This is a genomic window from Pseudomonas sp. REB1044 (assembly GCF_038813925.1).
Taxonomy (GTDB): Bacteria; Pseudomonadota; Gammaproteobacteria; order Pseudomonadales; family Pseudomonadaceae; genus Aquipseudomonas; species Aquipseudomonas boreofloridensis.
Genome location: NZ_CP046139.1, coordinates 4,431,542 through 4,445,569 on the forward strand (window position 1 = coordinate 4,431,542; position 14,028 = coordinate 4,445,569).

General features: G+C 62.8%; 11 protein-coding genes and 2 pseudogenes. 8 read left to right on the plus strand and 5 right to left on the minus strand.

Annotated features, from left to right (window positions below):
* Positions 1-41 precede the first annotated feature (41 nt).
* Entirely contained in the window at positions 42-1,604 is a 1,563-nt protein-coding gene (locus GKC70_RS20200) for a bifunctional aminoglycoside phosphotransferase/ATP-binding protein (RefSeq protein WP_317871417.1), read from the plus strand.
* A gap of 145 nt (positions 1,605-1,749) precedes the next feature.
* Positions 1,750-2,025: a TfoX/Sxy family protein gene (locus GKC70_RS20205; protein ID WP_029612657.1), complete on the plus strand. Its 276-nt coding sequence runs from the start codon at positions 1,750-1,752 to the stop codon at positions 2,023-2,025.
* A gap of 209 nt (positions 2,026-2,234) precedes the next feature.
* On the opposite strand, the gene GKC70_RS20210 is transcribed toward GKC70_RS20205, so the two are convergent.
* The 3 genes and pseudogenes from GKC70_RS20210 to GKC70_RS20220 all read right to left on the minus strand — a co-directional run bounded on the left by GKC70_RS20210 (position 2,235) and on the right by GKC70_RS20220 (position 4,919).
* Positions 2,235-3,002, minus strand: coding sequence for a heme ABC transporter ATP-binding protein (locus GKC70_RS20210; protein WP_342649716.1), 768 nt, complete (start codon positions 3,000-3,002; stop codon positions 2,235-2,237).
* Positions 3,002-3,985, minus strand: a complete 984-nt coding sequence (locus tag GKC70_RS20215; RefSeq protein WP_342651556.1) for an iron ABC transporter permease — start codon at positions 3,983-3,985, stop codon at positions 3,002-3,004. Before GKC70_RS20215 ends, GKC70_RS20210 begins: the two co-directional genes overlap by 1 nt.
* Before the next feature lie 50 nt (positions 3,986-4,035).
* Positions 4,036-4,919 (minus strand): annotated as a pseudogene (locus GKC70_RS20220) (ABC transporter substrate-binding protein).
* A 149-nt stretch (positions 4,920-5,068) separates the two neighbouring features.
* On the opposite strand from GKC70_RS20220, the gene GKC70_RS20225 reads away from it, so the two are divergent.
* The gene (locus tag GKC70_RS20225; RefSeq protein WP_029612661.1) at positions 5,069-5,386 is read left to right on the plus strand and encodes a Rieske 2Fe-2S domain-containing protein; all 318 of its coding nucleotides are present in this window, start codon (positions 5,069-5,071) and stop codon (positions 5,384-5,386) included.
* Here the strand turns inward: GKC70_RS20225 and sfsA are convergent.
* Together sfsA and GKC70_RS20235 are read right to left on the minus strand one after the other, a co-directional pair.
* Positions 5,376-6,088, minus strand: a pseudogene (sfsA, locus tag GKC70_RS20230) (DNA/RNA nuclease SfsA). The gene GKC70_RS20225 and the pseudogene sfsA sit on opposite strands and share 11 nt — an antisense overlap.
* Positions 6,088-7,260, minus strand: a complete 1,173-nt coding sequence (locus tag GKC70_RS20235) for a pyridoxal phosphate-dependent aminotransferase (protein ID WP_342649717.1) — start codon at positions 7,258-7,260, stop codon at positions 6,088-6,090. Before GKC70_RS20235 ends, sfsA begins: the two are co-directional and overlap by 1 nt.
* Positions 7,261-7,471: 211 nt before the next feature.
* Here GKC70_RS20235 and dksA point away from each other — a divergent pair, with 211 nt between their 5' ends.
* The 5 genes from dksA (at position 7,472) to GKC70_RS20260 (ending at position 13,625) form a co-directional block, all read left to right on the plus strand.
* Positions 7,472-7,924 (plus strand): RNA polymerase-binding protein DksA, encoded by a 453-nt coding sequence (gene dksA / locus GKC70_RS20240; protein ID WP_342649718.1) that lies wholly within the window; start codon positions 7,472-7,474, stop codon positions 7,922-7,924.
* A gap of 63 nt (positions 7,925-7,987) precedes the next feature.
* Positions 7,988-8,875: a tRNA glutamyl-Q(34) synthetase GluQRS gene (gene gluQRS / locus GKC70_RS20245; RefSeq protein WP_342649719.1), complete on the plus strand. Its 888-nt coding sequence runs from the start codon at positions 7,988-7,990 to the stop codon at positions 8,873-8,875.
* A gap of 161 nt (positions 8,876-9,036) precedes the next feature.
* Positions 9,037-9,213, plus strand: coding sequence for a hypothetical protein (locus GKC70_RS20250; protein ID WP_003250005.1), 177 nt, complete (start codon positions 9,037-9,039; stop codon positions 9,211-9,213).
* Complete coding sequence (locus GKC70_RS20255) at positions 9,197-12,172, plus strand: sensor histidine kinase (RefSeq protein WP_162889489.1); 2,976 nt, start codon at positions 9,197-9,199, stop codon at positions 12,170-12,172. The genes GKC70_RS20250 and GKC70_RS20255 overlap by 17 nt, the downstream gene beginning before the upstream one ends.
* 4 nt (positions 12,173-12,176) lie before the next feature.
* The gene (locus GKC70_RS20260) at positions 12,177-13,625 is read left to right on the plus strand and encodes a sigma-54 dependent transcriptional regulator (RefSeq protein ID WP_342649720.1); all 1,449 of its coding nucleotides are present in this window, start codon (positions 12,177-12,179) and stop codon (positions 13,623-13,625) included.
* The last annotated feature ends 403 nt before the right edge of the window (positions 13,626-14,028 follow it).

Genomic DNA, 14,028 nt, shown 5'->3' on the forward strand with positions numbered 1-14,028 from the left:
TAATGTGAGCTTCGAATTCCCTGACCCCCGGAAGGATCTCCGTGAGCCAAGCCCTGATCAGCGCGCTGCAGAACCCCGCCCTCTACCCTCACGCCGTCGAGGGTTTCGAGCTCATCGAGACGCACATCTCCTGGGTGCTGCTCACGGGCGAATATGCCTACAAGATCAAGAAACCGATGAACTTCGGGTTTCTGGATTTCACCACGCTGGAGCAACGCCAGCATTTCTGTAACGAAGAGTTGCGCCTGAATCAGCGCCTGACCGACGGCCTCTACCTGGAAGTGCTGCCGATCACGGGCAGCGCCGATGCGCCACAGATCGGCGGCACGGGCAAGGCGATCGAATACGCCCTGAAAATGCGCCAGTTCCCCCAAGGCCAGATGCTCGGCACGCTGCAGGCCAACGGTGAACTGAACGCCGGACATATCGACCAGATGGCCCGGCAGATCGCCGAATTCCATCTGCAGGCGCCGCAGGTGCCGGTCGAGCACCCCCTGGGCACACCCGAATCAGTGATGGCGCCGGTCGAGCAGAATTTCGAGCAGATCCGCCCTTTCCTCACCGACAAGGCCGACCTGCAGCAGCTCGATGCCCTGCAAGCCTGGGCGCGCAGCAGCTTCGAGCGGCTGCACGGCCTACTGCAAGCGCGCAAACGCGACGGCTTCATTCGTGAATGCCACGGTGACATCCACTTGGGCAATGCCACCGTGATCGACGGCAAGGTGGTGATCTTCGACTGCATCGAGTTCAACGAGCCGTTTCGCCTCACCGACGTCTACGCCGACGTCGGATTCCTGGCCATGGACCTGGAAGACCGTGGCCTCAAGTGTCTGGCTCGCCGCTTCATCAGTCAGTACCTGGAGCTGACCGGCGATTACCAGGGCCTGGAGTTGCTGAACTTCTACAAGGCCTACCGGGCCCTGGTGCGGGCCAAGGTCGCCTTGTTCAGCATGGCGCCTGACGCCGACGGCATGCAACGCGCCACCACCCTGCGCACCTACCGCAAGTACGCCGATCTGGCTGAAAGCTACAGCGCCATTCCTTCGCGCCTGTTGGCCATTACCCATGGCGTCTCGGCGGTGGGCAAGAGCCACGTGGCCATGCGCTTGGTGGAATCGCTGGGAGCGATTCGCGTACGCTCGGATGTGGAGCGCAAGCGTCTATTCGGTGAACAGCCCGTACACAGTACCGGCGAGCTGCAAGCCGGGATCTACGACCAGGAAGCAAGTACAGCGACCTACCAGCGCCTGAACGCTCTGGCAGACACCATCCTGCGCGCCGGTTTCCCCGTCGTGCTAGACGCCACCTACCTCAAGCGCGAACAGCGCAAGGCCGTAGCGAATGTGGCCAGTAGCACAGGCGTGCCTTTCCTGATCCTCGACTGCCAAGCCCCCGAGGCGGTCATCATCAGTTGGCTTGAGCAGCGTCAGACGGAAAATGTCGATCCATCCGACGCCACGCTGGAGGTCGTCAAGGCCCAGCAAGCCAGTCGCGAGCCACTGGACGACGAGGAGGCGGTACACGGCAAGCGTGTCGATACCCATGAAAGCGCCAGCATGGACCAGTTGATCGAGCAGATCCGCCAGCGCCTGCCGGGTTTGTGACAAGCGCGGGGTGATCGAAGTGGCACATGGGCAGTCCGTCGTCATCCGATGGCGAAAGGCCGCGCCTGTGCCAAGCCCCGCTACACTCCAGTCTGACCGTTCGCGATTTATCCACAGAACCGATCGGCCAGCGCAAGGAGGCTCGATGAATGATGAGTTGCAGCATCTGAAGAATCTGGGCAAGACCTCTGCGCAGTGGTTGCATGCCTCCGGCATCCACAGCGTATCCGACCTGCGCCGCCTGGGTGCGGTCGGCGCGTACCAGGCAGTCAAGACCCGAGGGTTCCGTGCCTCGAAGGTATTGCTGTACGCCATAGAAGCCGCACTGCTGGACATGCATTGGAATGACCTGCCGGCCGAGCGCAAACAAGCGCTGAACCAGCAGTTGGATGCCAAGACAGTCCCGCAAAAAAAATCGTGATGAGTGTAAAAAAGAGGTTGACCACGAAATGAGAATCGTTATGATTATCACAACTGGTCGCGAGACTGGTTGGATAAACTGAAAGCCCCTGGTTCGGACTCTCAGATTATCTCCTCATCAGGCTAATCACGGTTATTGACCCGGCAATTTGCCGGGTCTTTTTTTGCCTGGACAACGCTCGTTGATCGAACACACCCGTGCTAACATCGTCAACGGGCGATGATCAGCGGATGTCCCAATTCTGGATGCGCCTGCACCAGCATATCGATGCCAAATACCGACTTCAGCGCCTGGGGTGTGAGCACCTCGGTCGGCGCTCCGTAGGCATGGGTCCTGCCCTGCTCAAGCAACAGGATATGGTCGCAGTAGCGCGCTGCCAGATTCAGATCGTGCAGAATCAGCAAAACGGACGCTCCGCAATCCGCGAATCGCCGCACCGTTTGCAGGGTCGTATGCTGATGCAGCGGATCCAGCGCCGAGGTGGGTTCGTCGAGCAGTAGAATCGCGCCTTCGTTACCGGGCCACAACTGGGCCAGTACCCGCGCCAGGTGCACGCGCTGGCGCTCGCCACCAGACAGTGCCAAGTAGTTGCGCGCGCTCAGATGCAAGACATCGGCGGCCTCCAGCGCCGCGTCGATGATCTGCCGGTCAGACTGTTGCCCGCTGTCGTGAGGTAAGCGCCCCATGCCCACCACCTCTTCGACGCTGAAAGCGAATCCGAGACTGGACGCTTGCGGCAACACCGCCAGGCGCCGAGCACGCTCTGGGCCCGACCACTGCGCGAGGTCCCTCCCATGCAGCCTGACCTGACCCTGACTGGGCGCTAGCTCACCGCTCAAGGCCCCTAGCAGGCTGCTTTTGCCTGCACCATTGGGTCCCAGGACGCCCAACACCTTCCCTGCGCGCAACTGCAGGTTGATATCCCGCAGGACTTCGGCACCGCCTCGACTGAGCGACAAACCCTCGACTTCGAGCATCAGCGGTTCCTCCTGACCAATAGGAACAGAAAGAAGGGTGCACCGATGAATGCCGTGACGATACCGATGGGCAACTCGGCAGGCGCCAGCGCCAGCCGCGCCACCAAGTCGGCGAACAGCAGCAGCGCGCCGCCAGCCAGCAACGAGGCTGGCAGCAGTACCCGGTGATCCGGCCCTGCGAGCAGTCGCACCAAGTGCGGCACCACCAGTCCGACAAATCCGATCAACCCCGCCGCGGCAACCGCCGCACCCACGCCCAGCGCCGTGCAGAACACCAGTTCACGCTTGAGTGTCTCGACTTCGATACCCAGATGACGAGCCTCCGACTCACCCAGCAACAAGGCATTGAGCGCCCGCGCCCTACGCGGCAGCCACAGACTCACGCCCAGGGCCACGAGCAGCAGCGGCCACAGGCGCTGATAGCTGGCGCCGTTGAGACTGCCCAGGTTCCAGAAGGTCAAGGTCCGCAAAGTGGCGTCATCCGCCAGATAAGTGAACAGCCCGACTGCCGATCCACCCAGCGCGGTCATGGCAATACCGGCCAACAGCATGGTGGCGACGTCCGTCTGCCCGTCACGTCGGCCCAGGCGATAGACCAACGCAGTGACGCCGAGCCCACCTATGAACGCACAGAACGATAGCAAGTAGGGCGCCAGGAGGTCGGGTAAGCCACCCACCCAGCTTCCACCGACAATGGCGACGGCGGCACCGAACGCCGCGCCACTGGCGACACCGACCAAGCCGGGGTCGGCCAGCGGATTGCGAAACAGCCCCTGCATGGCCACACCGGACAGTGCCAGCACGGCACCAACCGCCAGTCCCAACAACGTGCGCGGCAGGCGAATCTGACCGAGAATCAACTCGGCCTGCTCAAGCCCCGCGCCTTGGAGCGGCAACCCCAGCAATCGTGCGCCTGCGCGCAGGACGTCGAGCAACGGCAGGCTAACCGGCCCCAGCGCCAGCGACAACCACACCGCCAGCACGCACAGGAGGGTAAGACCGATGAACAGCGCGCGCGGGCGGACGCGTTGCCTCATGGGGCAAGGCTGGCCTTGTCTGCCGGATAGAACGCCGCTGCCAGCTCATGCAGTGTGGCTGGGAGGCGTGGCCCTAAACCACCGACAAGCAAGGTGGGATCCAGCGACAACAGGCGCTTGTCGCGTGCCGCACGCGACGCAGCAAGCCCCGGATTCTCCTTGAGCAAAGCAGCGAGCGCCTGGTCACCCGCCAGCGCACGGTCAGAGAACACCACCACATCCGGGTCCAGCCCAGCCAGCGCTTCGACGGAAAAATTCTTGTAGCCCTGATGATCGGCCAGGTTGCGCGCACCCGCTTGACGCAATAGCCAATCGCCTGCCGTGCCCTGCCCCGCAATCAGCGGCTTGGCGCCGGCATGCCCGACCAGCAGCAGTACGCCTGGCGCGCGCTGGTGAGCCTGGGCCTGTTCGATCTTGGTGCTCAGTGCCTCGAGCTCACGATGGTAGCGGGTCGTCAGCTCGCGGGCTTGTTGCTGGGCTCCGAGCAACACACCCAGGTGCGCAAGATTCTGGTCCACTGCTACCAGATCGGCTGCGCTGGAAAATAATTCGACACGCACGCCCGCCGCACGGACCTGCGCCAACACCGGCGGCGGCCCCATTTCTTCAGTGCCCACCAGCACATCGGGACGCAGGCTCAGAATGCCTTCGGCCGACAGTTGGCGTTGATAGCCAATGCTCGGCAAGGCCTTGAGCGACGGCGGATGCTGGCTAGTGGTGTCGACGCCGACCAGACGCGGCTCCCCCCCAGGGCACTGATCCATTCGCTCAGCGCACCACCCGCGCTGACCCAGCGCTGGGCGGGAGCGTCAGCCAACGCCTGGGTCGAAAGCGTAAAGCTGGCCAAGAGGACGAATAGAGCAGCCGTACGACGCATCATCGGGTTACCTCGCAGAAGACAGCCGAGCACCTTGAGGCCCTCGGCAGAACTACGCACCATAGGAAGGCTGACGCAGTGAATACGATCAATTTGATAATTATTCGCATTGATGCGTCAAGCGACTACCGCTTTCGAGAGTGACGCCTACCATGCATTTCCTCTGCCCCACCGAATCACTAGCCGAGGGCAGCAGCCGCGCCTTCAGCGTAGCCGGTCAATCGCTGTTCGGCGTGCGCCGTCAGGGTCGTGTCTATCTCTACCGAAACCGCTGTCCACACCGCGGCATCGCGCTGAATTGGGATGAGCAGGCCTTTCTCGACGACAGCGCCAGCCTGATCCACTGTGCCCATCATGGGGCACTGTTCCTGATCGAATCCGGCGAGTGCATCGCCGGGCCTTGCGAAGGCGAAGCCCTGCACGCACTGGACTGTCATGAGGACAGCAGCGGCATCTGGCTCAAGGATTGAGCAGCACCGGCAAGCGACGTTCGAGCACGATCTGCTCGGCATCCAGGCGCGCGCCATAAGCCAATACTTCGATGCCGTCAGCCACCGCAGCGCGCAACGCCTTGGCGTAGGCCGCATCGATTTCCTCGGCCGGGCGTACCGCCTCTATCCCTGTGAGATTGACGCAATACAGTTGCACCGCGCGAATGCCCTGGCGCGCCAATGCCGCCAACTCGCGCAAGTGCTTGGCGCCGCGCTGGGTCACGGCATCCGGAAAGGCAGCCACCGTGCTGTCGGGATAGCCCAGGGTGACGCTCTTGACTTCGACGTAGGCCGGGCCCTCGGCGAATTCGAGCCGAAAATCGATGCGACTGCCCTCCTCGCCATACGCCACTTCGCGCCGCAGCGCGGTGAAGCCGGCCAGTTCGGCGATGACGCCAGCGCGCAGGGCCTCGTCGACCAAGGCGTTGGCCCGACCGGTGTTGACGCAGGCCAGGCGCCCCTGCGGCGTCTCGCTGATCTCCCAGGTGCCGGGCAGCTTGCGCTTCGGGTCGTTGGAGCGGCTGAACCATACCTGTCCCCCTCACGCATGCAGTTGAGCATGGAGCCGGTGTTCGGGCAGTGAATGGTCAAGTGCTCGCCACTGTCCAGTTCGATATCGGCAAGGAAGCGCTTATAGCGGCGCAGCAGGCGCGCCCGTTCGAGTGGAGGATCGAAGCGCATCAGCCTTGCCAGCTCCGCAGACCGCGCTCGATGCGCTGCACCGCCTGCTCAAGACGCGGCAGGCTCTGGGTGTAGGCAAAGCGCACATGGTGGCCGGCTTGGTGGCGACCGAAATCCAGGCCGGGCGTGAAGGCCAGATGCTCTGTTTCGAGGAAATGCCGGCAGAACGCGAAGGCATCGCCGCCAAAGGCGCTGATGTCGGCATATAGATAGAAAGCGCCTTGCGGCTCTACGGCGATTCCGAAGCCCAGCCCGCGCAGGGCAGGTAGCAGATAATCACGGCGGCGGGCGAACGCCGCACGGCGCTCTTCGAGAATCGCCAGGGTGTCGGGCTGGAAACAGGCGAGCGCCGCATGCTGGGCCATGCTCGGGGCGCTGATGTAGAGGTTCTGGCCCAGTTTCTCCAAATCGGCCACCGCCGAGGGCGGCGCGACCAGCCAGCCGAGGCGCCAACCGGTCATGCCGAAATACTTGGAAAAACTATTCAGCACGAAGGCTTCGTCATCGACCTCCAGCACGCTGGGCGCTTGCATGCCGTAGGTCAGGCCATGATAGATCTCGTCCACCACCAGATGCCCATGGCGCTCGCGCGTGGCCTGAGACAGGCTGGCCAAGTCGTTGCGATCCAGCACCGTGCCGGTCGGATTGGCAGGTGAGGCCACCAAGGCACCGACGGTGTCCTGGTCCCAGTGGCGCTGCACCAGGTCGGCGTTGAGCTGGTAATTCACTTCCGGCCCCACCGGTACCAGTTGCGCGCCGCCCTCCACCAAACGCAGGAAATGGCGATTGCACGGATATCCAGGGTCGGCCAACAGCCAATGCTTGCCTGGGTCCACCAGCAGACTGCTGGCCAGCAGCAGTGCACCGGAGCCTCCGGGGGTGATCAGGACACGCTCGGGATCGACCGACACGCCGTAGCGTTGGCCATAGAAGCCGGCGATCGCCTCGCGCAACGCCGGCAGACCGCGGGCGGCGGTGTAGCGGGTGTGGCCTGCGGCCAGCGCGGCCTGACCGGCCTCGACGATCGGCGCGGCGGTGGTGAAGTCCGGCTCGCCGATCTCAAGATGAATCACATCATGACCTGCCGCTTGCAGCTCATTGGCCCGTGCCAGCAGGGCCATGACATGGAAGGGTTCGATGGCGCGACTGCGCGCGCTGTAGGGATAGGCCATGACCTTCTCTCGTTTGGGACTAGACTGATGATTCTACTGTCGACCGACACAGAACGGACGCGGCGGGCCGTTGTCAATACCTCGGATCGGGCGGGCTAGCGCAACCCCCGACCTATCTGGTAAGTTCGGCGGCTCGCAGTCGCAGGGCCGGCGGTCGCCGGAAATGGAGCATCCTGCGCATTGGATCAGATGAGTGAGAGGCGGTCTATTCATGTCCACCGTAGAAAAGCAAAAAACCGGTCAGACCATGTACGGTGTCGAGCCCTATGTCGAAACCAAGGGTGAGGAATACATGGGCGCTCCCATGCGCGCGCACTTCACCAAGCTGCTCAGTGCCTGGAAAGGCGAGCTCATGATCAGTGTGGACCGCACTGTGGACCACATGAAGGACGAAGCGGCGAATTTCCCGGACCCGGCAGACCGTGCGAGCCAGGAAGAAGAATTCGCGCTTGAACTGCGCAACCGCGATCGCGAACGCAAGTTGATCAAGAAGATCGACAAGACCCTGCAGAAGATTCAGGACACAGAGCAAGACTACGGCTGGTGCGACACCTGCGGTATCGAGATCGGCCTGCGCCGGCTGGAAGCTCGCCCAACAGCCGACCTGTGCTTCGACTGCAAGGAAATTGCCGAGAAGAAGGAAAAAGCAGCCGGAAAAGGCTGATCCTGACTTCATCCGAATGGGGCGCATTTAGCGCCCCATTTCATTTATATGCCTGACATGCCCATGAAAGACTCCCGCTACATAGGCCGCTTCGCCCCCACTCCCAGCGGTTTCCTGCACTTCGGCTCACTGGTCGCTGCCCTGGCCTCCTGGCTCGACGCACGCGCCGCAGGCGGCCGATGGTTGCTTCGCATGGAAGACACCGACCCGCCCCGTGAGATGCCTGGCGCGCGCGACGCCATTCTGCAGACGCTGGAGCGCTACGGCCTGCACTGGGACGGCGAGGTGGTCTTCCAGAGTCAGCGCCACGACGCTTATGCCGTCGTGGTCGATCGGCTGTTCAGCATGGGCCTGGCCTACGCCTGTACCTGCTCGCGCAAGCAGCTCGAGGAGCATGGCGGCCTCTATCCCGGCTTTTGTCGCAACGCGGGCCATGCTCGCGAAAACGCGGCCATCCGCATCCGGGTCCCTGAACTGATCTACCGCTTCGACGACCGCGTGCAAGGTCGCTTCGAGCAGCATCTGGGCCGCGAGGTGGGCGATTTCGTCATCCAGCGTCGCGACGGACTGTACGCCTATCAACTGGCGGTGGTCCTGGACGATGCCTGGCAGGGAGTCACCGACATCGTGCGTGGCGCCGACCTGCTCGACAACACGCCGCGCCAGCTGTACCTCCAGGAATTGCTCGGCTTCTCGCAGCCGCGCTACCTGCACATCCCGTTGATCACCCAACCTGACGGGCACAAACTGGGCAAGACCTACCGCTCGCCGCCGCTGCCGGCCGAACAGGCCACACCGCTGCTGCTACGAGCACTTCGAGCGCTGGGTCAGCAGGCACCGGCAACGCTGTCGAGCGCGCCCCCCAGTGAGGTGCTGGCCCAGGCGATCGCGCAATGGCGCCCCGACGCGATCCCGGCGCGGCCCTCGTTACCCGAGGCCGAACTGAGCTGAGGCCACGGCGCACCCGCCGGCCACCGCGCCTTTCTGGGTGATAAAAAGCCCAGCCAATTCAAATCCTTGGCGAACGAGTGCGAATCCCGCTAGCATCGCCCCGGACATTTGCGCCAATAATAAGAAGCTCACTTGCGCAGCACCTTGCTATCGAGGCCCGCATGTATATCTATCGCTTGGTCCTGCTTCTGGTCGTGGGGATCTACCTGTTCTCCCCGGCCATCATGGACTGGTGGATCGAACCGACCGGAGCCTGGTATCGCCCTTACCTGCTCTGGCTGATCCTGATCGTCGTCACCTTCATCCTGCAGAGCCAACGAGATGCCGATGAGCTTTAGCCTGACCCAGATGATCCTGATCAGCGCCGCCTACCTGCTGGTGCTGTTCGGCGTGGCCTGGATCAGCGAGCGCGGGCTGATCCCGCGCTCGGTCATCCGCCATCCCCTGACCTACACGTTGTCCTTGGGCGTCTACGCCAGCGCCTGGGCCTTCTACGGCTCGGTAGGTCTAGCCTACCAATACGGCTATGGTTTCCTTGCCTGCTACCTGGGCGTGTCCGGCGCCTTTCTGTTGGCCCCAGTACTGCTCTATCCGATCCTCAAGATCACCCGCACCTACCAGCTCTCTTCGCTGGCCGACCTGCTGGCCTTTCGCTTTCGCAGCACCTGGGCCGGCGCCCTGACCACGGTGATCATGCTGATCGGCGTGCTGCCGCTGCTGGCCCTGCAGATACAGGCGGTGGCCGACTCCATCAGCATCCTCACCGGCGAGCCGGTCAAGGCACGGGTCGCCTTCGCCTTCTGTGTGCTGATCGTGCTGTTCACCATCTTCTTCGGCTCGCGGCACATCGCTACCCGCGAAAAACACGAAGGCCTGGTGTTCGCTATCGCCTTCGAGTCGGTGATCAAGCTGCTGGCACTGGGCGGCATCGGCCTGTATGCGCTGTACGGCGTGTTCGGAGGCCCGCACGAGTTGGAAGTCTGGCTGCTGCAGAACCAGACCGCACTGGCAGCCTTGCATACCCCGCTGCAGGAAGGCCCATGGCGCACCTTGTTGCTGGTGTTCTTCGCCTCGGCCATCGTCATGCCGCACATGTACCACATGGCCTTCACCGAGAACCTCAGCCCCCGCGCCCTGGTCAGTGCCAGTTGGGGCCTGCCGCTGTTCCTGCTGCTGATGAGCCTGGCGGTGCCGCTGGTGCTGTGGGCTGGTCTGCGCCTGGGCGCGAGCACCAATCCAGAGTACTTCACACTGGGCCTGGGCATCGCCGCCAATAACGAAGCGCTGGCCTTGCTGGCCTATGTCGGCGGGCTTTCCGCCGCCAGCGGCCTGATCATCGTCACCACCCTGGCGCTGTCGGGCATGGCGCTCAATCACCTGGTGCTGCCGCTGTACCAGCCACCGGCCGAGGGCAATATCTACCGCTGGCTGAAGTGGACCCGTCGCGCCCTGATCGTGGCGATCATCACCGCGGGCTTCGTCTTCTACCTGACCCAGAATACCCACCAGAGCCTGGCCAACCTAGGTATCGTCGCCTTCGTCGCCACCCTGCAGTTCCTGCCCGGCGTGCTCTCGGTGCTGTACTGGCCGACCGCCAACCGCCGCGGCTTCATCGCGGGCCTGCTGGCTGGCACCCTGGTCTGGCTGGTGACCATGCTGCTGCCACTGCTGGGCAACGTGCAAGGCTTCTACATTCCCTTGCTGGACATGATCTACGTACTGGACGACACCAGTTGGCACATGGCAGCCATCGCTTCGCTGGCCGCCAACGTCCTGCTGTTTACCTTGATATCGCTGTTCACCAATGCCAGCAGCGAGGAAGTCAGCGCCGCCGAGGCCTGTGCCGTGGACAACGTGCGCCGCCCACAGCGTCGCGAACTGCACGCTGCCTCACCCCAGGAGTTCGCCACCCAACTGGCCAAGCCGCTGGGGGCCAAGGCCGCACAGAAAGAGGTCGAGCAGGCCCTGCGCGATCTCTACCTGCCGTTCGACGAGCGCCGTCCCTACGCCCTGCGTCGACTACGTGATCGCATCGAAGCCAACCTTTCGGGACTCATGGGTCCCAGCGTGGCCCAAGACATGGTCGAGACCTTCTTGCCCTACAAGTCCGGGAACGAGAACTACGTCACCGAAGACATCCACTTCATCGAAAGCCGGCTGGAAGACTACCACTCGCGCTTGACCGGCCTTGCCGCCGAGCTCGACGCCCTGCGCCGCTATCACCGCCAGACGCTTCAGGAACTGCCCATGGGCGTCTGCTCGCTGGCCAAGGATCAAGAGATCCTGATGTGGAACAAGGCCATGGAGGAACTGACCGGAATCGCCGCCAAGCATGTGGTGGGGTCGCGCCTGATCACCATCGCTGAACCCTGGCGCGGTTTGCTCGAAGGCTTCATCAACCTGCCTGACGAGCACCTGCACAAACAACGCTTGGCGCTCGACGGCCAGCCGCGCTGGCTGAACCTGCACAAGGCGGCGATCGACGAACCGCTGGCTCCGGGCAACAGCGGCCTGGTGCTGCTGGTCGAAGACCTCACCGAAAACCAGGCGCTGGAGGAGAAGCTGGTGCACTCCGAACGCCTGGCCAGCATCGGTCGCCTGGCGGCGGGCGTGGCCCACGAAATCGGCAACCCGATCACCGGCATCGCCTGCCTGGCGCAGAACCTGCGCGAGGAACGCGAAGACGACGGTGAGATCATCGAGCTGTCCAGCCAGATCCTTGAGCAGACCAAGCGCGTGTCACGCATTGTCCAGTCACTGATGAGCTTCGCCCACGCCGGTGGCAGCCATCAGAACAACGAAGAACCGGTGGCCCTGGCCGAGGTGGCGCAGGATGCGATCGGGCTGCTGGCCCTGAACCGGCGCAATTTCGAGGTGCAGTTCTTCAACCTGTGTGACCCCGACCATTGGGCCGAAGGCGATCCGCAGCGCCTGGCCCAGGTACTGATCAACCTGCTGTCCAACGCCCGCGATGCCTCGCCACCGGGCAGTGCGGTGCGTGTGCGTAGCGAAGCGAGCGAACACACCGTGGACCTGATCGTCGAAGACGAAGGCAGCGGCATTCCGAAAAACATCATGGATCGCCTGTTCGAGCCGTTCTTCACCACCAAGGATCCAGGCGAAGGAACCGGACTGGGGCTTGCGCTGGTCTATTCCATCGTGGAAGAGCATTATGGGCAAATCACCATCGACAGCCCGGCCGATCCTGATCGGCAATGTGGCACACGGATCCGCGTGACCCTGCCCCGGCATGTCGTAGCGACGTCCCCTGACATTCGAGACCGTCGAGAGAATTGAATCAATGCCGCATATTCTGATCGTCGAAGACGAAACCATCATTCGCTCGGCCCTACGCCGACTGCTGGAACGCAACCAGTATCAGGTCAGCGAAGCCGGCTCGGTACAGGAAGCCCAGGAGCGCTTCAGCATTGCCTCCTTCGATTTGATCGTCAGCGACCTGCGCCTGCCCGGCGCTCCCGGGACCGAACTGATCAAGCTCGGAGAAGGCAAGCCGGTATTGATCATGACCAGCTATGCCAGCCTGCGCTCGGCAGTCGATTCGATGAAGATGGGCGCGGTGGACTACATCGCCAAACCGTTCGACCACGATGAAATGCTGCAAGCCGTCGCCCGGATTCTACGCGACCGCCAAAGTGCTTTCGCCAGCGCCACGCCTGCCGCCGAACCAAGCCGCGCCAGCAAGGGTGGGGCAGCCGAAAAGCCCATGAATGCCCCGGCCAATGGCGAGATCGGCATCATCGGCGCCTGTGCGCCCATGCAGGACCTGTTCAGTAAAATCCGCAAAGTCGCGCCCACCGACTCCAATGTGCTGATCCAGGGCGAGTCCGGCACCGGCAAGGAGCTGGTGGCGCGCGCGCTGCATAACCTCTCGCGCCGCGCCAAGGCGCCGATGATTTCCGTCAACTGCGCGGCGATCCCGGAGACCCTGATCGAGTCCGAGCTGTTCGGCCACGAAAAAGGCGCCTTCACCGGTGCCAGCGCCGGCCGCGCCGGCCTGGTGGAGGCGGCAGACGGTGGCACTCTGTTCCTCGACGAAATCGGCGAGTTGCCGCTAGAGGCCCAGGCTCGCCTGTTGCGTGTGCTTCAGGAGGGCGAGATCCGCCGGGTCGGATCGGTGCAGTCGCAGAAGGTCGATGTGCGCCTGATCGCCGCTACCCACCGTGACCTGAAGAACCTAGCCAAAGCAGGACAGTTCCGCGAAGACCTCTACTACCGCCTGCATGTCATCGCCCTCAAGTTGCCGGCCCTGCGCGAGCGCGGGAGCGATGTCAACCAGATCGCCGATGCTTTCCTCGCTCGCCAGAGCGCACGCATCGGCCGCGACGACCTGCATTTCGCGGCCGATGCCGAGCAGGCCATTCGTCATTACCATTGGCCCGGGAACGTGCGTGAACTGGAAAACGCGGTCGAGCGGGCAGTCATCCTCAGCGAAAGTCCGGAAATATCGGCCGATCTGTTGGGCATCGATATCGAGTTGGCCGACCTGGACGACGACATGCTCGAAGGTCTTCACGCAGCAGGTGGCGTCAGCACCAGCAACGCCAGCCACGAACCTACCGAGGACCTGTCGCTGGAAGACTATTTCCAGCATTTCGTACTCGAGCATCAGGACCACATGACCGAAACCGAACTGGCACGAAAACTCGGCGTCAGTCGCAAATGCTTGTGGGAACGGCGCCAGCGCCTGGGCATCCCGCGACGTAAGAGTAACGTGGCCAGCGAAAACTGATCATTCGCGACGCGGGACACGCCCAACGTGTAGCACCGGACGTGTCCCGCAGAGCCCCCGCCTTCACCGTGCCATCCAGTAGCGCCCCTCCGACGTGAAAAATCTGTTACCTCGTCCGCCCCTGGCGTAACAAACCGAGGCATACGGTAACGAAATCTCATCATTTCGCCGACAAGCTTCACGCCTAAAATCGCCCAAACCCCCGATTTCACTGGACCTCACAGAGTTGGCACGGCACCTGCTATATCTTTCGTACAAGAACAATAACAAGCACGGCAATTCAGAATAAGAACAAGACGAAACGACTCACGCATAACAAGAACAAGACGGCGGAGGCGCAGCTAACTGATTCTTTTGGAGAGGCGTTGTGTTTGGGCTTGCCCCACAACCAGGCTGAGAATAA

Bases quoted from the DNA above. Each gene is read 5' to 3' on its own strand.
- dksA (WP_342649718.1), top strand. From the start codon at position 7,472: ATGTCCACCGTAGAAAAGCAAAAAACCGGTCAGACCATGTACGGTGTC.
- GKC70_RS20205 (WP_029612657.1), top strand. From the start codon at position 1,750: ATGAATGATGAGTTGCAGCATCTGAAGAATCTGGGCAAGACCTCTGCG.
- GKC70_RS20225 (WP_029612661.1), top strand. From the start codon at position 5,069: ATGCATTTCCTCTGCCCCACCGAATCACTAGCCGAGGGCAGCAGCCGC.
- GKC70_RS20260 (WP_342649720.1), top strand. From the start codon at position 12,177: ATGCCGCATATTCTGATCGTCGAAGACGAAACCATCATTCGCTCGGCC.
- GKC70_RS20255 (WP_162889489.1), top strand. From the start codon at position 9,197: ATGCCGATGAGCTTTAGCCTGACCCAGATGATCCTGATCAGCGCCGCC.
- gluQRS (WP_342649719.1), top strand. From the start codon at position 7,988: ATGAAAGACTCCCGCTACATAGGCCGCTTCGCCCCCACTCCCAGCGGT.
- GKC70_RS20235 (WP_342649717.1), bottom strand. From the start codon at position 7,260: ATGGCCTATCCCTACAGCGCGCGCAGTCGCGCCATCGAACCCTTCCAT.
- GKC70_RS20210 (WP_342649716.1), bottom strand. From the start codon at position 3,002: ATGCTCGAAGTCGAGGGTTTGTCGCTCAGTCGAGGCGGTGCCGAAGTC.
- GKC70_RS20250 (WP_003250005.1), top strand. From the start codon at position 9,037: ATGTATATCTATCGCTTGGTCCTGCTTCTGGTCGTGGGGATCTACCTG.